Source organism: Ruminobacter sp. RM87 (assembly GCF_000701925.1).
Taxonomy (GTDB): Bacteria; Pseudomonadota; Gammaproteobacteria; order Enterobacterales; family Succinivibrionaceae; genus Ruminobacter; species Ruminobacter amylophilus.
The window spans coordinates 26,149-50,477 of sequence record NZ_JNKD01000019.1 but is presented as its reverse complement, the minus strand read 5'-3'; the positions used below and the strand labels follow the sequence as shown (position 1 = coordinate 50,477).

Below are 24,329 nucleotides of genomic sequence, written 5' to 3'. Positions count from 1 at the left end.
ATAGTAATAACGAAGTTAGAGAGTTAATGCCTGCTAATGGTTTAATTAGAGTAAATTTATAGCCGGATGTGATTATTTAAACATCTGAAACTGACAGTGATTTAGATAAGACGTTTTTCATCAAGAAGGTTTGAATTATCTACGATGATACCATGATGGCACTATGAACAGTGATCCTCGACGAAAGACAAATAGAATTCGCGGCGAACCATTGACCTGAGGTAACCAACCCCCGTATAACAGAGTGGCCAATGCCGTGCTTACACTGAGGAAAATGTCTTGCCTAAATTTCTGCTTGACAAAGGTCGTTTCATAACAGGTATCAGACAATGAAAAGGAATACATCTGCCGATCTTTCATATTGTGACGGTTGGCGTAATTGTCCGGCATGATTTGCCGTTGCGGATTGGACAAAAGTCTTCAGCAGTGTTAAAACGTATTCGGATCCGCGTCAAGGCAGTTGTATTTTGCAGCACATCCGGACATCGGAGATGCTATCCAGTCAAATCTTCTTTCAGGATTGTCGGTGTACAAAGGTGTGATGATGTAGTCGGTCTCTGCAGGATAACCAAAACTTATTCTGAGAGTCCCGTCATTATCAACAGAATATTCAAAGCTGTCAGTTCTTTTGTGCTGTATTCTGCAGTTTTTCGGTGTATCAAGCAGAACACCTTTTCCTGCGGCAAAATGGTTCATGGCTCCGTTTTGTATGAGACATAATTCAACCTGAGTCTTAACGAAACTTATTCCCGGCAGAGTTTTCGTGGTAAACGAGTCTTCTGATTTGAAGCAGTCTATCACAGCGAATATCACCAGATTTGATACTACGATCAGGAACATATAAACGAATATGATTGCTGAGACAAAAGATCATGTCAGTGTGTATTCTTCTGCAAAATGGCTTATAAAGCTTTTTATTTTGTATTCAGTGTCAGGTGACTTGTCCCGAAACTGTCTGCAGATTTCGGTAATGTGGCTGTGTATGATATAAACCGGAATCGAAACTATAAGCAATTCAATCAAGATGTAATCAGTGAATATATCTTTTTCAAACGTTACACCATAAGCGAATAACAGGATGATTATTACGGCAAACATCCATATGTTCACATTAATCAGTTTGCTCATGCGGGAATACGGTTTGTCTTTGAGGTATTTATACGCTTTGCAGTGCAGGATTACGTTACATATGAACAACACCAGAAAGTATATGAAAAAAAGCGGCAGAAACAGCGCGGTAAGAAAAGAAAAATCAAAAAATTTATCCAGTTTAAAAAATTTTTCCCCAAGCTTTTCAAATTCTTCAGTTCTTGTGTATGAATTATCTATTTCAGACTGACCTGAATTATCAGTGGTGTCCGCTGAATCATTATTGAAATCTTCATAATCTGCGGAGATATCCCCGGTATTATTAAGAAAATCATGTTTAACGGATTCTTCAGCCAGGTTATTGTTTTCTTTCTCGCCGGAATTTGTAAAAGAGTTACCTACAGGAGCTCCACACAGAGGACAGAAGTCTGTTACTTTCTTTAAAGTTGTTCCGCATTTTTTACAGTAGGCCATGGCTTTACAGTATCCGTTTGTATATAAAAATCGCGCTATTCTGTCAGTCATGTGCGCTGTTGACAATAATCAGATGGCGGATTTGAGTCTTAAGTGGCAAAAAAGATTTGTTTTCGGAAAAAATGTTTGCAGCGGATTTGTTTGCCGGAACGGAAATTTCCGGCAGACGGATTTTACAGTGTGTTGGGATCTACTGCGAGACAGTCGTATTTTTTCGCACATTCGGAAGAAGGTAAAGCCTTCCATATAACTGTTCTGTCTACATGATCCGAATAATAAGGCTGAACAGTGTAACTGGTGTGCGGAAGCCTGAATTCTATGGTCAGTTCTGAGCCGTTGAAACTTAAACCGGAAATGTTGTTGTAGCTGTAGGGGGTAATATGGCACGAGCTGCCGGTAACCGGTTTACCTTCCTCGAAGGAATCCAGAACGCCTTTGTCTATCAGACAATTTTTGTACTCGTGGAGAATCGGTGCTACCTGTGGCAGCCGTCTTCTGTTAAAGTCAATGCCGTAATAAAATTCCATCGTCTGATAGATAAAAAAAAGTGTGGAACCGATAACCGGCAGACCATAAATTTTTAGAATATTTGCTTTTTTTCTGGATGAAGTAACAGGATTACTCTGCGGTATTTCAGGCTGTTTGTTTTTGAATTTTTCAGAAGTCTTTAATACCAGATCCCAGCTGAAATAACATGATAATTCAAGCAGTAAAGCAGTATAGAACAGCATTTCTACGGAAAATTCAAAGAAGTATCCGTAAACTGCCATCGCAAATAAAACTACAGTACACAGAATTTCAAAAAAGTGGAGAAAGCAGAGCTTTCTGAGGTCACTGAAGAGAAGTGATGTCCGGTGAGCCTGCATGAAAGAACAGGCTTTGAAATCAGCATGGAGGGCGAATATGAGAGTGCAGAGGTAGAATACAAAAAATAACGGTAAAAAGAGCAGAGTCGGTAATGATATCAATAACAGTCTTTTGAGTCTGCGGAAGTCTTCCGCTGATTTCTCAAACTCCTCTGTCTCTGTAAAAGCCGGAGCATAATCGGTATTATCTGAGGCATGATCTGTATAAAGCCTGTCCAGAATTGTTTTGTCGGAGACGGCAGAATCTTCAGTCAGTTCTGACGGGGAAATGTTGTTTCTTTCTTTAACTTCTGAATTCGTGTCACCATTTATATGGTTACCGCATTTCGGACAGACAGTGTCATTATCATTAAGTGCTGTCCCGCAACATCTACAGACTGTCATGTTTGTTACCTCCATGATGGATTTCGGGCACTTTTAATTTCCTGTTGCCAGTACTATGATACCTGAAGCAATAATAATAAATCCCATAAATATCACCAGAATAACAATGCCGTCAAAGGTTCCTTTTTCCAGCTCGGTTATTTCAGGTTTTTCCTGAAGTTTCTTTAATATTTTGGCAAGCTTTCTGCACTTCAGCCAGTTTATCAGTGTCAGAATATACAGAATGATATGCAGAATGATTATAGGAGCACTGTTGGTATCCAAAGGATTCTGATCAGGGATCATTATCCACAGGAATGCAACGGCCATGAGTACTATCTGGGCGATAAAAAAGTTTTTTACCATCCAGACCTCATTACGCAGTTCTGTGATATATCCTGAATTCATGAAATTGTAGGCATAATTTGTCGTCAGATATCCATATATCGCCACAAAAGGATTAAAGAGAATAAACAGCGGAAAAATGAACTGGAATAATATATCAAAAATAATAAGTAACGAAAGGGTCTGAAACTTGCTGACGGTTGTTCTGAAGTACGGATGGTGGCGATAGGCTTCCCTGCGAAAACTGTCTTCCTTAAGAAGTCTTTCGTATTCTTCCCTGTCCTCTGCACGTACATAATTGTAGTGAGGATTTTCGGTATTCGGCCGGCGGTAGGTGTTGTCAGCACCAGCGTTTTTATGATTCATTCCGTTATGTTCGTCATACCGGGGTGAGTAATCTGTTTCAGCATCTTGGAATTCAGAGGTGTAACCGGTGTTCTGACTGAACTCTCCGTACCCGTTATCCCATTGTTTCGTCTGCTGAAAATCACTGCTGCCTCCAGAGATGCGGGAATTTTCTTTTTTCTGTGAATGTCCGGATTGTTCAGAGCTGAAAGAATGCTGATGGTATCCGGACTCTTCGGTCTGTGAGGTAACGCCATCAGTACTGGAGAATGTATGTTCCTCGGTAAAAACAGACTGATATTCATTTTTTTGCTGATTTGAATAATCACTGCCGGTACGACTGTATGATCTGCCACTGTCAGAAACGGACTGTGACTGTGTTTCATGATGCACGGTCTGTGAAGCTGATTTTTCCTGAAATGCAGGTTGTGATGTCTGTTTTTTCTGAGGAAAGTCAGTCTGCTGAATATTATCGCTACTACGGTCTGACACTTTTGATTTTCTGACGTCATCAGTCTTTTTGCTGTTATAGGACTTCTGATAGAATTCTCTGGAACCCCGTTTCCCGGAGGAATCATGGGCGGATTTATTTTTTTCGCTTTCCGAAAAATCTTCCGGATTCATTCCGGTGGGAGTTCCGCACAGAGGACAGAATTCACTGTATTTTTTTAAAGTTGTACCACATTTTTTGCAGTAAGCCATAATTTCACAATCCCGAGTTTCAATCAGATACTGCTTATTATCGCGGGTATGACAAAAAATTAAAGTGACAGGTCAGGCAAGATTGAAAGATGCTGAGTTTTCTATCGGTTAATGCAGTTTCGATTCCTAAGTGAATAACATCAGCAGAAACATGTTTATAAGGCATGATGCAGTGCAGGTCAGGACTATAAATATTACGGATTCACCGGGGACACGTGTATCAGTGTATCTTACCTTCAGATAAACCGTGTTGAGAATTTCCTTTAATTTAAAAGTGTTTATCCATGAAAAAGAAGCCAGGGCCGGCATGAAAAACATATTCAGCATCACGGGAAGCAACAGCGCTGCGAATATAAGATTATCGCCTCTCCTGTGAATTTCGATAAAGAAATACAGCAGGCAGGCTGTCAGGATCATGATGATCAACTGTGCTGCGTATTCGATTAAGGTTTCTCTGATATGCTGAGTGAATTTGTAATTGCTGATGCGGTATTTTCTTACAAGTTTAAAAATGCTGTAGGTGGTGAAGAATCCTGCAACGGCTACAGGAATATTGATTATCAGAAATACCGGAATAAAGAACACAAAGCAAAAAATATTTATGGTAATGAGTGTGGTAATAATTTTGAGCATCTTAAGAATGCGCGGAAGATTGGGGTCCTTGCTTAATTCCAGAATTTCCGGAATTGTAAGAAAATCCGGACCAGCAAACTGATTTTTCTTTTTATGATCAGGAACATAGCTCTCAATTGTAATTTCAGTCAATGTCTCTTTTGATGAGTCTGAATTCTCCAGTCCTCCCGGCTGACTCAGACTGGCGGGAACATTCGGCTCAAGAGGACTGCCGCATAACGGACACGTCTTATAATTCTCTGATATAGTTATTCCGCATTTTCTGCAATAAGCCACTATCTTCTCCAATCTTAATCTCTTTTGAAGTCTGCTCCGTAAATTTAAGACAGACATCAGGCGGCATTCACTGTAACGGTCTTTAACTTTTATGCAGAAAGGATAAAACAGTTATTTTCCGTCCAAATGAAAAATCTCAGCTATTATATATGATATGTCTTATATTTATCGTACAATCAGGTATAGAGTAAAAATATTTCCAAAAACTATCAATAAAAAAACTAACAGATGACGGGTATAGTTATAGTTAATATCTATAAGTTCTGAAAAATCAGACATATATCTCATAGCCGTTAACATTTTATACAGTGTAAAGGCTCTTGCGTAAGTGGCAAAAACCATAGGGAACAGAGCCAAATGAATAAGAAACAGCAAAAAGAATAATAAACCGTCAATTTTCGTGTCCTGAGAATGAAAAAAGTAGAAGAGCAGTGAAGATAGAATCATTAGACATAACTGCCACAGAAATAAACTCCGACACTGTGAAGTTAACTTTTTCAGCAGGTGGTTATTGGATGTCTGCGCATACAGATCGGCTTTTAAGCAGGCAAAGCATCCGTACAGTACTGTCAGTACATTTACAGCCATGAAAAGTGTTACCTGAATTACGGCGGCTATAATATTCATAATGATGAAAATTCTTAATACTCTGATACTTCCAAGCATTTTAAGAATTACCGGATCTCTGTCGAACTCATTTATCTGTCTGTCGTATATATTTTTTTTCGTACTGTCGGTAAATCTGTCCCTGACGGCATGATGGTCGTATTGTTCTTCTGCATGACCGGAAAAAATCTTGTTACTATTCTTTTGTTTTTGGGCGGATTGATCAGTGATATCGTCGTTGGAGTACTCTTCGTTGAAATCTTCATTATTGAACAAGGAATTTTTACGATTGTCCCTGATATTATCCAGGTCTGGATAGATGAAGAATCTGTCATCAACGTAAGAATTTCTCACAGCTGAGTCTGGATTTTCTTTGTTTCCGTTCAGATTAGGTATTGTTGATTCAGTACTTCTCTGTGGTTCATCCGTGTATTTTTGATTGGCGATGCTCAGTTTATGGTCTGGTTGAGTCTGGGAGAGACGGGGCGAACTGATTGCAACCTGCTGTTGCATTCCGGTAGGTGTTCCGCACAATGGACATATTTCAGGAAAATTTTTTAAAGTTGTGCCACATTTTTTGCAGTATGCCATGATGAAGTCTCTTTTAACGGGCTGAACTAGTATTGTCTGTACTTTATTTAACAAAGGACAATTATGAATGAATGTGTGAAAACCGTTCAGAATTTTGAGTTTTTTAATAGGTTTTTGTGATAGATATTGTGTTTATTCATAGCTGGAAAACAATAAAAAAGGCTTTTAACATTTCTGTTAAAAGCCTTTAATCCATTAGTATGAATTACTTGTCTGATTCCTCTTCCGCAGCGGTATTCTGAGATGCGCTGAGAGCCTTTTTGATGGCATTTTCATTTTCTTCGCGACGCTTGATGTGCTTTGCATTGATGATATTGTCAACAAGAGCATCGGTATTGGTCTTGTGACGTTCATCTACGGCCAGAGTGAACAGCAGGTCTGAAGAGCTGTTCAGGGTGGTTGCAAATGAATCGCGAATAAAGGTCAGAAGAACATTGATTTCAATTATGCTGAGAATCATATGATCCGGTATGTCGAAAATACGGCATGCGATAGGGATGAGCATCAGCGAACCGTTTGCCACGCCTGCAATACATGCTGAGGATATAACGGAAACAATCCCGAGTTCAATATACTGCATGACGGTTATGTCTGCCGCAGGGTTGTAGCTGAAGAGGGCTACAAGGGCAAGCATGTTGATGGTGATGATTGATCCCGGCTTGTGAATGGTTGCACCGAGCGGTATGGCTACGGTACTGAGCTGTCTGGTTACATTCTTTTCTTCGGCAATCTGCTGATTTACAGGAATGTTTGCTGCTGAACTGCAGGTGAAGAATGAATAGATGATACTCTTTTCCAGAGCAGGCATCAGTCTGAATGCGTTTCTTCTGGTAAGAACCATTACAATCAGCGGATTGACAATGAAGAACATGATTGCGGATATTACGAGGAAAAGAATAATCAGATCCTTGTACATCAGCAGAGAGGAGCCTGATGATGAGGTTGCAGAGGTCATGTCGTGGAACATCAGCCCCATTACGCCGAAAGGTGCCAGTTCAAGGATTACCCTGGTGATTTTTGTTGCTATGGCGGCCAGATCGTTTACAACCTGTTTTGTTGTTGCCTCAGTCTGGCGCACAAATATACCGATGAAAGCAGCCCACAGCAGGATGGCAAGATACTTGCCGTGAATGAGAGCTTCTATAGGATTGTAGACGATTTCCTTGATAAATGTGTTAAACAGTGATTTATCCGTAATGTCTCTCACCACCGGATTGTCGTGCAGCGGCACCGATACCTTGTAAAGCGAACATACCAGAATTGAGAGTACTGAGGCGGCCGCGGCACTGACTACGAACATCAGTATTACTCGCTTGAGTCCGTATGTACTGCCGTTTTTTTCACCTATGTGGGAATTGGTGATTGCGTTTATAAGAAGTATGAATACCAGTATCGGAGCAGTGTATTCCAGAGCCTTTATGAATATGTACCCCAGATTCTTTATCCACATGAACCGTTCAGGTGCCAAGAGACCAAGCATACCACCTATACCAAGACCGAGAACCAGTTTGATAATAAGCGGGGTCTTTCTGTACAGCGCAATAATAGAGCCCATATAAAAATCCTTTAATAATTATTATTTATCCGCAGTCGGACGTATGCTTCGTCTCATGCGACTTCTGTTTCAGCGTTTTTCATAGGAATCAGAACAGAATAGAAACAATTCTGATTCCTATGCATTCTGAAATGATAGCACATGTTATTTTTGGGACTTTGTGAGTTATCTTTCATTAATGGACGGTATGCTTCAATTTGTTTTTCTTTTGTTAACCAGTTATCGTTTTTAACCGTGATATTCCGTGATAAAGTATTTCTGCCGTTACGTCTTTTTCGCTGGCGAGGATGCCGGTAAGTGGAAACATTCAGTTTCGCATTTTGTTCATAATGAAGAGTTTTTCCTTACTGTTTTGTCCAAATGTACGTTAATGTATGAGCAGGAACGAAAATATTTGATGCAGTACGCGTTTTTGGCTGGTTAATAGTTAACCGTAAGAACTAAAAATAATGATGTCAGTCTTAATTTAAAGTTACGGCCCGTGTATAAATCACAAATAGAGTGCAACTGCCGTTTTATTGAATTATAATAGACGAAATTTTTAAGATTTGTTTACGAATTTGACAAGGTTGTTTAATGAGCTGGCTTGAAAAAATTATAACTCCTAATAAGGAAAAGGCTGTTCGTCACAATATTCCTGAGGGAATTTGGACTAAGTGTGAATCTTGTGATCAGATGGTATACCGTGCTGAACTTGAAAGGAATCTGAATGTATGTCCTAAGTGCGGCTATCATCAGAGAATAGCAGCCAGAGAAAGAATTTTAAGATTTCTTGATAATGGTGATCTCATTGAAATTGGTGAAAATCTTGAACCTAAGGATATTCTGAAATTCAAGGATACCAAGCGTTATAAGGATCGTATCAGTGCAGCCCAGAAGACTACCAACGAAAAAGACGCACTGGTGGTTATCAAGGGTAATCTTAAAGGTCTGCCTGTTGTCTGTGCCGCTTTTGAATTCTCCTTCATGGGCGGTTCAATGGGTTCTGTTGTAGGAGCCCGCTTTGTTAAAGCAGTTGAAGAATGTCTTAACGAAAAGCGTGCATTGATCTGTTTCGCCACTTCCGGCGGTGCACGTATGCAGGAATCACTCTTCTCACTGATGCAGATGGCCAAGACTTCCGCAGCTCTTGAGAAGCTTTCTGAAGCAGGTATTCCGTTCATCAGTGTTCTTACAAATCCGACAATGGGCGGTGTAAGTGCCTCACTGGCCATGCTTGGTGATATCAATGTTGCTGAACCGAAGGCATTAATCGGTTTCGCAGGTCCTCGTGTAATTGAACAGACCGTACGTGAAAAGCTTCCTGAAGGTTTCCAACGTTCTGAGTTCCTTCTCAAGAAGGGGGCTGTGGACATGATTATCGACAGACGTGAAATGCGTGACCGTCTGGCCAACATTATCTCCATCCTGATGAAGGTTGATGAAAAGGGTGAAAAGGCAGGAGACAAGAAGCTCTAATCACCATATCGTATGAGCATGGTTCATACGGCAAAAGTTTGTTTTTAAACGATGCGGGCAGGCAAATCCATGTTCAGTCATGGAAATGACTGCCCGCATCTTGCATTCATATTGATTGTTGACAGGATTTGATTAAAAAATGAGTGGCAGTGAATTATCCGTAAAACCTGTCAGTCTGCAGGACTGGGAAAAATATCTTTATGCAATCAATCCGAACAGGATTGAACTCGGACTTGATCGTATAAGAAAGGTTGCTTCCTACATGGGAGTTGATTCTTTTCCGAAAAGCAGGGTTGTAACCGTTGCCGGAACTAACGGCAAGGGCTCAACCGCTTCAATGCTTGCCTCGGCACTATCCGCCTCCGGCATAAAATGCGGTCTGTATACATCTCCCCATATACTGAATTTCAATGAACGCATTGCCGTTAATTCCGTCAATGCGGATTCGGATTCCCTGTGTGAAGCTTTTTCAGCCGTTTATGATGCGGTAAAGGCTACGGGCATCAGTCTGACCTTTTTTGAATATACGACCCTCGCGGCTTTTTATGTGTTTAAAAAGGCTGAATGTCAGGTTGTTGTACTTGAAGTAGGACTGGGCGGACGTCTTGACGCCGTAAACATAATTGACTGTGATATCGCCATAATTCCAAGCATCGGTATGGATCACTGCGCCATTCTCGGTAACACCGAAGCTGAAATCGCTCATGAAAAGGCCGGTATCATAAAATCCGGAACAGCCCGTGTTCTTCTCGGATACTTAAGTGATGAAGCCGGAAACACCATCATGAAGGAGGTCAGGGACCGCGGTCTCCCTGAATCAGCTGTGTTAAGTCTCGAAAAGGAAATAGGAGTAGAGTTTACAGACAGTACTCACTTCAATCTTATTAAACCTTTTACCGTAAGCGGTGTTCATGTACCGGCTCTGCCTCTTATCAATGCGCCTCTTTCACTTACGGCAGCTCTTTTCATAATGGAACAGATGAGACTTAATCCTGATTTGTCACGACTTCTTGAAGGAATCAGAACCACCAGACTTCACGGACGAGTGGAGATAATTTCAGAGAATCCTACCGTGATTCTGGATGTCGCCCATAATCCTCCGGCAATGAAATATCTTGCAGGCATGCTGCGACAGAGAGGAAGCAGAACAAGATATGCCGTAATAGGCATGCTTAAGGATAAGGACATATACAGTTCTCTCAAGGAGCTGAACGGAGTATTCAGCAGAATATACATCTGTTCACTTCCGGGAGAAAGAGGTTCAACATCTGAATATGTTAAGGAAAATCTTCTGAAAACAGGCATGTCTGAAGGTGACATCAGAACCTATGATACCGCATATGAGGCGTATACCGCCGCTCTCGGCGATCTGCCTTCTGACAGCGAGCTGGTGGTATGCGGTTCTTTTGTTACCGCCGAGGAACTGCTGAAAAAACTGAAAGCTTAAATGATATTCAGCCATGCTGCGGTCTTTCTGTCAGGCTTACGGCATGGTATTAAAAAATCAGATTTTTTTATTTTGCGGTAATGATTTTTTCAGTCAATTCTGTTTTAATATACAGAGTAGAACAGCTGCCGCAAGAGAGCAGTGAAAAATTAATAAATTACAAGTTGCATAAGAGTACTATAAAGTGATTAATCAGTTTACCCGAGTATTGGTAGGATCCGTAATCCTTCTGATTCTGCTGGCATGGTCCGTGCCTAAGTTCTTTCCTCATGATAACGCCAGTGACCACCGTCAGCCGAGAGAGATTGTTGATCAGCCCGTAAAGAAGGATTCTCAGGATCAGAACAACGGCGGTAATGCGGAAGATGCCGTGGATGAGGATGATTCCATGGATGAGGATTTCGGTTACGGCAGTCTGCTTGAAGACGAGGGCTCTAGTGCACCGGCAGAATATGCCGATGCATCAATAAAATCAGGCGTTGTAGTAGGGGCTGACGTAAAACAGAACGGCAGATTCGTGCCTAATCCGACTGTTACCGGCAATACTCCTGCAGATGTCGCCAGAAAACAGGCTGAACAGGCCAGAAAGACACAGAATGCGGAACAGCAGAATCCATCAGTAACAGAGGCGGAACTTCAGGCTGCTGAAAAGAGAAGAATCGAAGCTGAAAAACAGGCTGAAATAGCCCGCCTGAACGCTGAACGCAAGGCGCAGGAAGATGCCGCGAAAGCTCAGGCTGAAGCGGATCGCAGGGCAAAGGCGGAAGCCGCAAGACTTCAGGCTGAAGCTGATCGCAGGGCAAAGGCGGAAGCTGCAAGACTTCAGGCTGAGGCTGATCGCAGGGCAAGAGCCGAAGCGGAAGCCAGAGCCAGGGCTGAAGCCCAGGCAAAGGCCAGAGCTGAAGCTGAAAAGAGAGCCGCTGAAGCAGCTCCGGCCGGCAAGATCGATTCAACTCCTTCAGGCCGTTATCTGCAGATTGGCACATTCAGTACGCTGGCCAAGGCTAACGAGGTTCGAAACAGACTGAAGGCAGCCAAAATAGGCGTGCCTAAGGAATATATCAATGATCTTGGATCTGGATTCGGTTACAAGGTTGTTCCGAACAATGGTAATTTCACCGTTCTGGTCGGACCTGCAAAAAGGGACGGAATTCTCAGAGCCGTTAAGCCCCGCGTAGACAGTGTCGCGTCGGTCAATTCAATTCTCGTATCAAGATAATCCTTTGTTTTTTTGTTTCAGTCCGTGATGATCACGGACTGTCCTTTTATACAGGAGAAGTAACTTGGCCTCTCTCAAAGATATTATTGAATTCATTAACGGCTATCTGCGTGTTTCAGAAATAAGTGATTACAGCTACAACGGTCTTCAGGTTGAAGGTCGTCAGGAGGTGCGTAAGATTGTTACCGGTGTAACCGGTAATCTGGATCTTATTTCCCGGGCTGAATCAGAAGGCGCAGATATGGTTCTGGTTCATCACGGCATTTACTGGAAGGGCGGTGATCCGCGCCTTACGGGAATTCTCGGTAAAAGAGTAACGGCTCTTAAGGGAATGTCTCTTGCCGCATATCATCTGCCTCTGGATCTGCATCCGGTGGTGGGAAACAACATTCAGCTGATGCAGTCAGTAGGAGCTGAATTTGAAAGTTATCTCAAGCCCGGAGACCCTTCAAGCGTGGCAATGATAGGAACTTTTGCCGAACCTGTAACCGTGGCTTCCATTAATCAGGCTCTGACCTCCTTCTGCGAAAAAACACCTCTTATCATGGGGAATGAAGACAGAACCGTGAAAAGAATAGCAGTGTGTTCAGGTGGCGGTGGTTTCATGCTTGAAGAGAATCTGGAAAATATCGATGCCGTGATTGTCGGTGAGGTTCACGAACAGCATTATCATCTGGCGGTGGAAAAGAATATTACCGCCTTTGTCTGCGGACATCATGCCACTGAAGTGTGCGGCATAAAGACATTAGGCGACATTGTTGCCGAACATTTCGGGATTGAGTGTGAATTCATAAATTCCTACAGTCCGATATAGTTGTGTTAAGCCGCCGGAGAGAAGAAGCGGCATGGAGGAGATTTAAATGATTGATGTATCGGTTTTACGTGAAAACTATGCCAAAAGCGGACTTTCACGTGACGATTTAACTGAAAAACCCATAGATTTGTTTGAAAAATGGCTGAAGCAGGCCATTGATTCAGGAATGCCTGATCCGAACGGCATGGTTGTGTCTACCGTGGATCCGGAAGGTCAGCCGTATTCAAGAATGGTTCTTCTGAAGAACTATGAGGAAAACAGTCTGATATTCTTTACCAACTACGGTTCCCGCAAGGCTCGGCATATTGAAAAGAATCCAAAGGTATCAATTCTTTTCCCTTGGTTTCTGCTTGAACGCCAGGTTGCCTTTACCGGTACAGCTGAAAGACTGTCATATCTCGAGGTGGTAAAGTATTTTACCAGCAGACCGAGGGATTCTCAGATCGGGGCGTGGACTTCACATCAGAGTTCAAAAATATCGGCGCGTTCCGCACTTGAAAGCAAGTTCATGGAGCTGAAGCAGAAGTTCAAGGAAGGAAAGGTGCCTATTCCTACCTTCTGGGGCGGTTACAGGGTTCGTTTTGACAGCGTGGAATTCTGGCAGGGACGTCCAAGCAGACTTCATGATCGTTTCATTTATGAAAGAAACGCCGAAGGAGGCTGGGACATAAGCCGTCTGGCTCCGTGATTTCTGCCGGCAGTACATTCTGCGCTGCCGGTCGCAAGACTGAAATTTACTGAGGATACTGAGCGGAGGTATCCTCTTTATATTTGGATTCCGTTAGTATGTTTGTGTCAGTGACGGATAATTATTTTAGGATTTGGCCATGAATGCGGATTTACCTTTTCTGCTTGCAGAGCAGATTTGTGCCTTTTTCATCATGATACTTATGGGCTTTGCTTCAGTGCGGGCCGGAATAATCGGTACCGAGGAGACCAAAGGCATAACCAGACTGCTTCTTTATGTGGTAACTCCATGCGTAATTCTTATGTCGTATCAGACTGAATACAGTTCTGATGTGGCGGGCGGACTGCTGCTGGCTTTCGGCGCGGCCGTTCTGGTTCATGCCGCGGCTATATTCGGCATAAGGTTTGCGGCTCCTGCCATGAAACTTTCCAATGTGGAGCAGGCAAGTATCATTTATACAAATTCAGGTAATCTTACCGTCCCTCTGGTGATGAGTGTGCTGGAGCCGAGAGCCGTCATGTATGCCAGCGCATATCTTGTCGTTCAGACGGTTCTGGTCTGGACGCACTGTTTTACGATGGTTAAGGGGAGCTCCGGATTTACCTGGAAAAAACTACTGCTTAACGTTAATACCATTGCCATAGCACTGGGGCTGGTGTTCTTTTTCTGCGGTATACATATCGGCGGTCCTCTTCAGACGGCTTTTAACGGCATGGGCAAAACCATCGGGCCGCTGGCAATGTTTTCCATTGGCGTGATGCTGGGAAATTCCAGACTATCGGACATCTTCAGATTCAGGAATTTTATGGTTTCCGCAATGAGACTTTTATGCATACCGGTTCTGATTATGCTGCTGTTTTCTCTGTGGCCTCAAGACTGGATTGCGGGTGAGTACCGACTTGTGTTTACCACGCTTCTTCTTTCCACTTCGGCTCCGTCAGCTGTAATAGTTTCTCAGCTTGCACTTATAAGCAATCAGGATTACCGCACGGCATCCGGAGTGAATATCATTACGGATTTTCTCTGCATATTCACCATTCCTCTGGTGATCTGGATGTACCTGCATCTTAATGCAGCTTAATCATACTCAGACAGCGGCAGAAAAATAACAATTCTATGACATGCCGTTATTCCATATTTTTTGAATTTACGGATTATTCTTTAGAAAAAGTCTGTTATTTTATCAGGCGTTAGTGAATAAGAAAATTAGTTAAAGACATAAGGATAATTATTATATTTAAAAACGTGAAATACACAGGTGTTGTTAACATAAAATAAACATTAATATTTGTTATTATGAGACTTTATTTCAAAAAATCATGATTGGCTTCCACAATCAATCTTAAAAAGTTTAACATAGCCTATGTCAGAAACGGAGCTTAAACTTATCGTGTCAACCGCAGGTTCAAGATAATACAAATATAAAAAAGACACGGTCCGTCTGACTGAATATTTCGGGGATTTACCCATTCATCATTTAAGGAAAGACTAATGAAAAAGACAATTTTATCCGCAATTATCGGCCTTGTTACTCTCGGTGTTAGTTCTGTGGCATCTGCAGCTGGTATTGAAGAAGGTCAGTTAACCATCTGGGTTAACGGTGATAAGGGCTATGACGGTATCGCAAAGGTAGGTGCTCGTTTTACTGAAGCTACCGGTGTAAAGGTTACCGTTGGTCATCCTGATCAGGTAGAAGTTAAGTTCCAGCAGAATGCTGCTTCAGGTAACGGTCCGGATATTTTCATGTGGGCTCATGACCGTTTTGGTGAATGGGTTCAGGCAGGTCTTCTTACCGAAATCGTTCCTACTGAGGATGAACTTAACCGTTTCCAGAAGGTTGCATGGGATGCAATGAAGGTTAACGGCAAGTATTATGCCTACCCGGTTTCAATTGAAGCAATTGCCATGATCTGTAACAAGGACATTGTTCCTGAAGCTCCAAAGACCTTCGAAGAACTTGCCGAACTCGATACCAAGCTCCAGAAGGAAGGCAAGCATGCCATTATGTGGGATTACAACAATGCATACTTTACTTATCCTCTGCTTTCAGCAAACGGCGGTTTCGCATTCAGAACCGATGCAAACGGTGTTTATGACGTAACCAAGACCGGTGTTAACAATGAAGGCGCCAAGAAGGGTCTTAACTATCTTGTAAACATGGTTAAGAAGGGACATATTCCTAAGGGAGCCGATTACGGTATCATGGAATCAAGTTTCGTTGCCGGTAAGGTTGGCTGTATTATCAACGGTGCATGGGCATGGGGTCAGTACAGCAAGGTAAACTACAGTGTTAATCCGTTCCCGACTCTCGACGGAAAACCAGGCAAGCCATTTGTAGGTGTACTCGGTATGGCCATCAATCATGCTTCACCTAACAAGGACCTGGCCAAGGAATTCCTCCTCAACTATCTGCTCACCGATGCAGGTCTGGAAGAGGTTAACAACGACAAGCCTTTAGGTGCAGCCGCATTAAAGTCATATGAAGCAAAACTGGAGGCAGATCCTAGAATTGCCACCACCATGGAAAACGCCAAGATGGGTGATATCATGCCTAGTGTTCCTGAAATGAACAGATTCTGGAGTTCTCTGCAGACTGCTCTCAAGAACGCTACTACAGGCCGTCAGTCAGTTGACGATGCTTTAAGCACTGCTGAAGTACGTATCGTAAAGGAAAAGAAGTAATAATCAGACAGATGTCAGACCGAATCTGACTCATGCTGAATGAAAACGAATCCGATTCTTCATACAGAATCGGATTATTTTTTTCATAATTATTTTCAGATCCGGTGTGCTCCCGTCATGTTTTGTTGTGATAGAATTGTCGATCCGTTTTTTATTGGATATGCACAGAAATCATAATTATGTGTATGTCATGAAATCGGGCAGGTCATCATCATGTATCATTATGTATAAAGGTTTTAGTACTGCTTTTAAAGGAGATTACAGATGAAAAAGAAATCAGGACTGTTGAATAAAAAAGCATGGCTGTTTGGAATGTCGCTGCTCAGTGCCATGGTGCTTGGCAATACCGCTGAAGCAGGAGAGAGAATGACACTTCTGACAAGTTTCGGCATTATTCAGGATATTACTGAAAATGTTGCAGGTGACAGGGCGGATGTAAAGGTTATCGTTCCTGTAGGAAGTGATCCTCATGCATATAATCTTACTCCTGCCAATATGATTGACATGGAAAAGAGCGATCTGATTATTATCAACGGTCTGTCTTTTGAAGGTTATCTTGAAAGATACCTGTCTCAGGAAAAATACAGGCAGAAGATTGTTGTTGTTTCAGACGGTATTGAGAAGCAGGCTTTTAAGGAAGAGCATGAAAAGCATCATCATGATGCGGACCACGACCATGCCGATCATGACCATGATGCCGACCATGACCATGATGCCGACCATGACCATGATGCCGACCATGACCATGATGCCGACCATGACCATGATGCCGACCATGACCACGATGCCGACCACGACCATCACGGTCATCATCACCATCACCACCATGGCGGAACAGATCCTCATGCCTGGCAGAATCCGCTGAACGGTGTCATTTATGCTGAAAACATTGCTAAAGCCCTGTGCATCAGAGATGAAGCCAACTGCAGTTATTATAGGGACAATGCCGCAAAATACGCTGCAAGTCTGACCGCACTGGATAAGAAGTACAAAGATATTTTTGAGAAAATACCTAAGGAAAACAGAGTTCTCGTTACAACCCATGATGCATTCGGATATCTGGCACGTCACTATGACCTGCGCATACTTTCACCATTCGGTTTAAGTACAGGTTCTGAACCGTCCGCCAGGAGAATTGCCGAGCTTAAGGACATCATAAGCAGAGGTGTGGTCAAGGCTGTATTTATGGAAAAGAACGGTAATAATGCCATTCTTGATCAGCTTGCCGGAGACAAGAAGATCTCTAATGTGGAACTTTATGCCGATACACTGGCTCCAGGCGGGGAGTGCTCAACTTATCTCGGTATCATGAATTACAATTTAAAGGCTATTACCGATGCCGTTATTCAGGACAAATAACCTGTAATCAGTGATTTTTCAGAAAAAGGTTTTTCGAAAGAAAAACGGCTCTTCGGGTATGATAGTGGGGAAAAAATCCCCACATCACTAGTCTTTATGCGGATCTAACCAATTTCATTTTTCTGTTGGGTAACTGTACCCTTAAATTAGAACAAACCAGGTACACCATATCCAGCATGTTTTGGATATTGCGAAAGCCGTAAGCCTTACGGATGATCAGTTTGATCTTATTATTTGTCGCTTCTATCCTCGCGTTACTCATGCCAAGCCGTATGGTATTCAATATGTGATTCTTATGCTTTTTAATCTTTTTGTACAGTTCCTTAAAGGCAGAGATTCTGCTATGACTGGACCTCCAAAGCCAGCGTTTCAATTCAGCCTCAGCTTCTGCAGTATCTTTGTGTTTGAGGAGCAGACGCAGGTGTTCCTTCAAACTGTAAGCTCGATAAAGCCGTTTATCGTTCTCTGCTATCATGGCGAGTTTCAATTTCTGATTCTCCGTTAAGTGTTCCGGAGCTTTCCCGAGGGCAAAGGCCGTTTTTTTGATCTGTTCTGCTTTTGCTTTGGCATCAGCAATGCTCTGAGCTTCAGGATCATCGGCTTTCGGTCGGCCTCTCCCTCTTGGGTTGGCTTTTTCTGCCTGTATGGCTTTGGCATGAGCTTCACGCCATGCTTCCCGGCGGACTTCATCCAGAGCTTCCATCGCCCATTCAACGACATGGAAAGGATCAATGCAACGTTCACATTCAGGCGTGAACTCATTAACGCAATCAGTAATCCACCTGGCTCCGTCCCCCGTAACCACACGTATACTGGAAAGCTGTTTCGGAGTCAATTGGCGGTAAAACTGCTCAAGAACCTTCTTCCCATGCCCCTGAGCAGCCCAAACTACCGTATTTGTATCGTGGTTGACAATGACAGTAATATATTTATGTCCCTTCCTGTAACTAGTCTCGTCGATACCAATGTTGACAAGGTTATCCAGTCGTCTGGCTCGTTCCGGCTCAATGACGTCCAATGTGCGGTGAACACATCTGCCGACAGTTTCCCAATCAATTCTCATGTATTCAGAAACCGTGCTACGCGGTAAATAGACAGCAAGCCATCCTGCAGTCAGATCAAAGTCTTTTGTAAAGCCACTGCCGGGATAAGCCCATGGAACATCTGCAACAAGGACTCCGTGCTCCGGACACTCAATGCGGTGGCTACGATACTGAACCTCTATCAGAGTTCCGCCCCAGTCAAGGGAACGCCAGATACGGGGAGAATGTGTCTGAATATCGTAAAACCTGCAATGTCGATGGCAGAATGGACAATCGTTCTCATGCCTTTTACTTGGTCGAGCATGAATCCGAAGATGGTTAAGTTCGTCTGAATCCTGATAAAAATCGTGTCCGGTTACAATTGCGGACTTGACACCGAGCAATTTCTTGCATAATGTATCAACTGAAGCCATCTGTTAGCACTCCTTTAAGTAATGGTTTATTAAAGGATAACAGGTGGCTTTTTTAATTTCTAACAGTTAATTAAGATGACATGATTTTTCACTATCATGCCAGAAGCCTCATTTTTCCTGCACAATATTAACAGAAAAGAAGAAAATAGCCAAAATAACGTTTCCTGTGCGCACTGAAAACAGTCAGATCCAAGTCAAAAAGGAAGACTTATGGCATAAGGTCTTTAATATTGCTTTAATATGGCTTGGGAAAAGCTCCCCGATGGACTGAGTGCGGATTCGCTAATTCCCGCGGAAGCATTCCGATACGAATCTGATGGAGGCGTCCCCGGGAATGAAAATTACCCGCAGAACACGCATTCGGAACCAACAAATACCATGGCGTAGGCCAAAACCCGCCTGTCCCTGAACTCCATGGCAGATTTGTATCTCTGAACCTGCTCCGTAGCGTCCTTTACGGTATTCTGAATCTTTGCCTCTGTGGCATCAGTCCTGGTGACGTATTTAAGCTCAACGAGGTAGGTACATTCGTTACTTTTACCCTTATTTACGGTTATGAGCAGATCGGCAAATTTTTCTCCCTTACCGACAATTCTTAAGGATTTCTGCATTTCAACCATTATTCCGCGTAAGGATTTCAGCTTAGTGTAGAGCGTCAGATTAAGAGCCATTTCACTCATGTGAGTCAGTAACTGATTGGTAAAAATACCGCTCAGGAATTCGGTACATGATGACGCGAATGAACTGATGTCATCCTGAACATTCTGCAGTGCCGATATATCAAGTACGGAATCAGAGAATATCCTGTTCGGCTTTAATTTCAGGTCTGCAGTACACTCGGCAAAAAGCTTTGACATGAAAAGATTCGGTATTTTCAGTGCCAGGGAGGAAATGTCTGATGCGTTCTTATCGATGGTCAGATATCCGAGATAATAGAGCATTGACAGAAGCCTGTCACGATCATAACCGGTTGTTTTATTCAGGTTGATGTTTTCCGAGAGTTTGTCAATGAAGAACAGATTATTAGCCAGATAGTTTTCCATGATTTCATCGGCCAGACCTGGTTCTGCAATTTCAAAAAGCTGCTGAAGTTTTGAACCGTCATGGTCTGATGCGGGATCCATATAATTTTCTGGAGGGAGAAACTGCTTCTTATTCTGTACGGTTCTCAGATAATAGAGGCACATGGAGGAATTGAACACGGTATGTTCCGCCTCCTGACTGAAACAGTATCCGTCATACACGGGTTTCATTCTTGCAATGATTTCCTCCGTGCTTACTCCAAGCTGTCTGATATCAACAAGCTGGGGTATCAGAGTGGCCAGTTCATCTTCGGTAAAGCCTGCATATTCGTTAAAACAGGCATCGGAAGTAACATTGAGGGCAATATTGAAACCGGAGGTAAGAGAATCAAGGGATACTGATGACACCCCGGTAATGAAGGTTCTGGCGATACAATTTGCATTTGCCGCAGCAGCTTTGATGGCAGCATAGAATGCTTTCAGGAATCCGTTATTACCGGTGATGGTACGAAACAGTTCAATATCCTGTGAAAGGATCTGACTGGCAAAATTATCGTATTCGTCAATCATTACATAGAGTCTGCCGTAATTACTGTTCTCAGATGCGTTAAGGCTTAAAACTGTTTTTGCGTAATCGGAATAAGCTGATGCAAAGTTATTGAACAGTGTGACTGAGTCTGACTTATCAAGCTTCCTATAATCAAAAGTAAAATCAGAATATCTTCTTTTGAAGTCGTCAATGCCGTTTGCAACCGCTGAAAAAAAGCTGTTCAGCATGGCGGTATTGCTTTGGGTGTTAACCATGGAAAAGTCAAAATTGATAACATGGTAGGTATTATGACAGGGAAGGTTTTCCGTATAGATACTCTTTCCGTTGAAGATCTCATCATATCTGTCTTTGTATGAGATGTCATAGAAGCATTTGAGCATCTGAACGAAGGTGCTTTTACCGAAGCGTCGCGGACGCAGCAGAACAGGATGACGCGGAACGTTTTTACCTTCGAGTTCTTTAATTACGTCACTTTTATCCGCAAAAGCAAAACCAAGCTCACGGAATGATTCGTAAGCCACCTCACCGTACGGGGTAGCTAACAGTTCAACCTTATTTTCGCTCATACTGAATCCTTAATTACTTCTTCCCCGAAAATTCATATGCCGTATTTTTAATTCTGTCCGTTAACGGACTGAATCCTGGCGATGCCGGTTTATTGCAGGTTTTTACGGGGAACCGGAAAAATGCCATAACTTCTAGAGTCAGATATTAAAGGCATTTGCCCCAAATATCAACACTGACAGCTGTTTTATGGTACGTAAGCCACTGCTATTTTGGACAGGCTACTCCATCACAGCTGTGTTCTTACTATCAACGGTGACAGTTATAGACTTATGTCCGCAAGAAAAGAAAAATTACTGGAAGAAAACGATAAATAGGTATAATCTCTAGGTGTCAACTTTTACTCGTTTTTTAGTGTCAACAAATTTACTCGTTTAACACATGGATCTGATTTTGAAATATTGAATCAAACATTCTGGAATACCCATTTTCTTTTATAAGATATTCCGATATTTTATGTTTTTTAGATCTTTTCATGACCACTCCATTATCTATTTGTTTCATAATTTATAGGCGGTCAACTTTAATTCGTTTAGGTGGTCAACTTTTGCGATCGTTTAACAAATATAATTTGTTTAGATTAAAGTAATAAATTGTGGATAACTTTTAAATTATTCAGATTATATAGTCGATATACACCGTTTATATTGTATATACATACAGGTTTTAGAGAAATGAGTCTGTTAATAATATAAATTGTGTATAAAGTATTGTGAATAACTTATATTTTATGGATAGGTCTGAAGATTGTCATTGATAAAGATATTTACCGGAATACTGATATCGGAAAAACAGGGATCGTCTGTCGCTGAATGGGGAGGAAACAGGGTGCCGTCGGATTGTTTTAACTGAACCCGGGGTTTATGCTAACATGAAATCAGAGCGTATTTCGTTTTCTGAGGAGTGTAAAAGGATAAAAAAAACCGCCAGGTGAACTGGCGGCAAATCATCAACATTTGAGGAAAAATGAAAAATAAATAACGAACTCAAACATTCTATACAGAAGTATGCTTAAGTTGTGACCATTATACATCAGATTTGTAAAAATTGTTAAGTTTTTGTGAAAAATATTTAAAAAATTTATAAAATTCTTTTTATAAGATAATATTTGTGCTTGTTATCGCTGTAATTTGGTATGATGTCATACATATTTATATAAAAGGTTTGATTAACACTTGATTCATTAGTTCCGGAGTTTCTATGACTTTAGTTCAGCTTAAATATGTCCTGGCTGTGGCCAGTTTCAGATCAATTAATGAAGCTGCTGCCTCGCTTTTTGTGACTCAGCCGACCATTTCCACGGCGATAAAGGATTTAGAGTCGGAAGTAGACACAAAAATTTTCAATCGCACGAATCACGGTATTGAGATTACAAATGAGGGCATGGAATTTCTGGGGTATGCAAGACAGATTCTTGCTCAGGCCGATTTGCTGAAGGAGCATTTCAAAAAGAAAAAGAATTCAACGGTAAAGTTTGTGGTAAGCGCCCAGCACTATTCGTTCGCGGTAAGCTCCTTCATCCGTCTGGTGGAAAAGTTCGGTATGGAGAAGTATGACTTCTGTCTGCGCGAAACCAGAACCAGGGACATCATTCAGGACGTTCATAATTTAAGTGCGGATGTGGGGATTATCTACTTTTCAAAGAACAACAGCCGTCTGCTGAAACGACTGCTCAAGGAACAGAATATTACCTATACTCCCCTGGCCAGACTTACTCCTCACGTGTTTATCAGCAATAAAAACAGTCTCTGTACCCGTCCCTACGTTACACTTGCGGATCTTAAGGACATGCCTTTCCTGAGCTTTGAACAGGGCGGTTACAGTGCCGACTACTTCTCCGAAGAAGTAATGAAAAACCCTGAGGGCAGCAGAATGATAAGAGTAAGCGACCGTGCAACTCTGTTCAACCTGCTGACAGGTCTTAACGGTTATACCATCTCATCAGGTGTTATTGAGCAGGAGCTGAATCCTGAAATCAAGGCTATTCCGCTGGTTGAGAAGGGGTATATGGACATTGTTATTCTGCAGCATAAGGATATAACTCCAAACCCTCTGGTGGATACCTACATCAGTTATCTTAAGGATGCTCTGCCGGAAAACTGTCTTCTTTCCGATGTCAGTGAAATTGACGAGGAAATTTAATATTCCGGCAGGTTCCACGTAAACAATGTTCTAAGAAAAAATTATTGCTATAGAATTATTTTATAACATGTTAGTTTTTTATATAATTATCCAAACGTCCAGCTTTGTTATAAAATAGCAGCAAATGAAGCCTGAGAGCTTCGAAAACTAAAAATAAATACAGTAAATAATAAATAATTAATAATTAAAGGTGCTTTTATGCAGGTCGCTCAAATTTTTAAACAGAAAAAACCGGTAGTGTCTTTTGAGATATTCCCTCCGAAGAGAGATGAAGCTCTGAAGAGTATAGATGAAACCCTGGGAATTCTTACCGAACTCAAACCTGATTTCATCTCCGTAACCTTCGGTGCCGGTGGTTCAGTTACCAATTCCAAAACAGTTGAAATCGCCAGTAAAATCAAGAAGAATTTCGGTATTGAAGCAGTAGCTCACCTGACCTGTCTCAATTACTCAAAAGACGAAATCATCGAGATGGTTAATAATCTCAAGGCTAATGACATTGATAATATTCTGGCGTTAAGAGGCGATCATAATCCGAATCTTGCTCCCAAGAATGATTTCATGCATGCTTCCGATCTGATTACCTTTGTGAAGCAGCACAGCGACCTCGGTATCAGTGCGGCCTGCTATCCTGAAGGTCATCCTGAAGCCCCTAGCCTCAGTGAAGACGTAATCAATCTTAAGCGCAAGGTTGATGCAGGTGCACAGCATCTTGTTTCCCAGCTGTTTTTTGATAATGATATTTTCTACAGATTTATCGAGCTGTGCAAGGTTGCAGGCATCAATGTTCCTATTGAAGCCGGTATCATGCCTGTAATCAACAAGGCACAGATTGAAAGAATGGTAGGTCTCTGCGGTGCGTCACTGCCTGACAATCTGAAGAGAATGCTGGATAAATTTGCAGACAATAAGGAAGCTCTTTTTGACGCGGGCATTGCTTTTGCGACTAATCAGATTATTGATCTCCTGGCCGCGGGTGTAGATGGTATTCATATTTATACCATGAACAATCCTAAGGTTGCCATGAAGATCTGCGACAGTATCAAAAACGTTATTGCCAGCAACAGAGCATAAAATTTAATA

Annotated in this window: 19 protein-coding genes and 1 pseudogene; 11 read left to right on the top strand and 9 right to left on the bottom strand. The window is 42.1% G+C overall.

What is annotated here, in order from left to right:
- Positions 1 to 429 precede the first annotated feature (429 nt).
- The 7 genes from T489_RS0105870 to T489_RS0105840 form a co-directional block, all read right to left on the bottom strand.
- Positions 430 to 840, bottom strand: a complete 411-nt coding sequence (locus T489_RS0105870; protein ID WP_031579128.1) for a hypothetical protein — start codon at positions 838 to 840, stop codon at positions 430 to 432.
- Positions 841 to 870: 30 nt separating this feature from the next.
- A complete protein-coding gene (locus T489_RS0105865; RefSeq protein ID WP_031579127.1) occupies positions 871 to 1,563 on the bottom strand; it encodes a zinc-ribbon domain-containing protein in 693 nt (230 codons plus the stop codon).
- A gap of 173 nt (positions 1,564 to 1,736) precedes the next feature.
- Positions 1,737 to 2,813: a hypothetical protein gene (locus tag T489_RS0105860; RefSeq protein ID WP_157608077.1), complete on the bottom strand. Its 1,077-nt coding sequence runs from the start codon at positions 2,811 to 2,813 to the stop codon at positions 1,737 to 1,739.
- A gap of 33 nt (positions 2,814 to 2,846) precedes the next feature.
- Complete coding sequence (locus tag T489_RS0105855) at positions 2,847 to 4,184, bottom strand: zinc ribbon domain-containing protein (protein ID WP_031579125.1); 1,338 nt, start codon at positions 4,182 to 4,184, stop codon at positions 2,847 to 2,849.
- A gap of 126 nt (positions 4,185 to 4,310) precedes the next feature.
- Positions 4,311 to 5,105, bottom strand: coding sequence for a zinc ribbon domain-containing protein (locus T489_RS0105850; RefSeq protein ID WP_198020427.1), 795 nt, complete (start codon positions 5,103 to 5,105; stop codon positions 4,311 to 4,313).
- 153 nt (positions 5,106 to 5,258) lie between these two features.
- Positions 5,259 to 6,290, bottom strand: coding sequence for a hypothetical protein (locus T489_RS0105845; protein ID WP_031579123.1), 1,032 nt, complete (start codon positions 6,288 to 6,290; stop codon positions 5,259 to 5,261).
- 205 nt (positions 6,291 to 6,495) lie between these two features.
- Positions 6,496 to 7,845: a cation:dicarboxylate symporter family transporter gene (locus T489_RS0105840; RefSeq protein WP_031579122.1), complete on the bottom strand. Its 1,350-nt coding sequence runs from the start codon at positions 7,843 to 7,845 to the stop codon at positions 6,496 to 6,498.
- 576 nt (positions 7,846 to 8,421) lie between these two features.
- Between T489_RS0105840 and accD the strand changes: the two genes are divergently transcribed.
- The 8 genes from accD to T489_RS0105800 all read left to right on the top strand — a co-directional run bounded on the left by accD (position 8,422) and on the right by T489_RS0105800 (position 17,512).
- Positions 8,422 to 9,303, top strand: coding sequence for an acetyl-CoA carboxylase, carboxyltransferase subunit beta (gene accD, locus T489_RS0105835; protein ID WP_031579121.1), 882 nt, complete (start codon positions 8,422 to 8,424; stop codon positions 9,301 to 9,303).
- A 139-nt stretch (positions 9,304 to 9,442) separates the two neighbouring features.
- Positions 9,443 to 10,750, top strand: a complete 1,308-nt coding sequence (locus T489_RS0105830; protein WP_031579120.1) for a bifunctional folylpolyglutamate synthase/dihydrofolate synthase — start codon at positions 9,443 to 9,445, stop codon at positions 10,748 to 10,750.
- Positions 10,751 to 10,934: 184 nt separating this feature from the next.
- A complete protein-coding gene (locus T489_RS14185; protein WP_051621834.1) occupies positions 10,935 to 11,969 on the top strand; it encodes a cell envelope integrity TolA family protein in 1,035 nt (344 codons plus the stop codon).
- 64 nt (positions 11,970 to 12,033) lie between these two features.
- Positions 12,034 to 12,783: a Nif3-like dinuclear metal center hexameric protein gene (locus T489_RS0105820; RefSeq protein WP_031579119.1), complete on the top strand. Its 750-nt coding sequence runs from the start codon at positions 12,034 to 12,036 to the stop codon at positions 12,781 to 12,783.
- A gap of 46 nt (positions 12,784 to 12,829) precedes the next feature.
- Positions 12,830 to 13,471 (top strand): pyridoxamine 5'-phosphate oxidase, encoded by a 642-nt coding sequence (gene pdxH, locus T489_RS0105815; RefSeq protein WP_031579118.1) that lies wholly within the window; start codon positions 12,830 to 12,832, stop codon positions 13,469 to 13,471.
- A gap of 139 nt (positions 13,472 to 13,610) precedes the next feature.
- Entirely contained in the window at positions 13,611 to 14,552 is a 942-nt protein-coding gene (locus T489_RS0105810; protein ID WP_031579117.1) for an AEC family transporter, read from the top strand.
- A 410-nt stretch (positions 14,553 to 14,962) separates the two neighbouring features.
- Positions 14,963 to 16,153: a maltose/maltodextrin ABC transporter substrate-binding protein MalE gene (gene malE, locus T489_RS0105805; protein ID WP_031579116.1), complete on the top strand. Its 1,191-nt coding sequence runs from the start codon at positions 14,963 to 14,965 to the stop codon at positions 16,151 to 16,153.
- 264 nt (positions 16,154 to 16,417) lie between these two features.
- Positions 16,418 to 17,512 (top strand): metal ABC transporter solute-binding protein, Zn/Mn family, encoded by a 1,095-nt coding sequence (locus T489_RS0105800; RefSeq protein WP_051621833.1) that lies wholly within the window; start codon positions 16,418 to 16,420, stop codon positions 17,510 to 17,512.
- 94 nt (positions 17,513 to 17,606) lie between these two features.
- Here the strand turns inward: T489_RS0105800 and T489_RS0105795 are convergent, their stop codons facing one another.
- Together T489_RS0105795 and T489_RS0105790 are read right to left on the bottom strand one after the other, a co-directional pair.
- Positions 17,607 to 18,968 carry an ISL3 family transposase gene (locus T489_RS0105795; RefSeq protein WP_084155422.1) on the bottom strand — a complete coding sequence of 454 codons (1,362 nt, stop codon included), beginning with the start codon at positions 18,966 to 18,968 and terminating at the stop codon, positions 17,607 to 17,609.
- A 341-nt stretch (positions 18,969 to 19,309) separates the two neighbouring features.
- Positions 19,310 to 21,106, bottom strand: a complete 1,797-nt coding sequence (locus T489_RS0105790) for an AAA family ATPase (protein WP_031579113.1) — start codon at positions 21,104 to 21,106, stop codon at positions 19,310 to 19,312.
- A 198-nt stretch (positions 21,107 to 21,304) separates the two neighbouring features.
- Between T489_RS0105790 and T489_RS15380 the strand changes: the two are divergent.
- From T489_RS15380 to metF, 3 genes and pseudogenes are all read left to right on the top strand, one after another.
- Positions 21,305 to 21,421: pseudogene (locus T489_RS15380) on the top strand (ATP-binding protein); the annotation flags it as partial.
- Between the two features lie 883 nt (positions 21,422 to 22,304).
- A complete protein-coding gene (locus tag T489_RS0105785; RefSeq protein WP_051621832.1) occupies positions 22,305 to 23,246 on the top strand; it encodes a LysR family transcriptional regulator in 942 nt (313 codons plus the stop codon).
- A 198-nt stretch (positions 23,247 to 23,444) separates the two neighbouring features.
- Complete coding sequence (gene metF, locus T489_RS0105780) at positions 23,445 to 24,320, top strand: methylenetetrahydrofolate reductase [NAD(P)H] (protein WP_031579110.1); 876 nt, start codon at positions 23,445 to 23,447, stop codon at positions 24,318 to 24,320.
- The last annotated feature ends 9 nt before the right edge of the window (positions 24,321 to 24,329 follow it).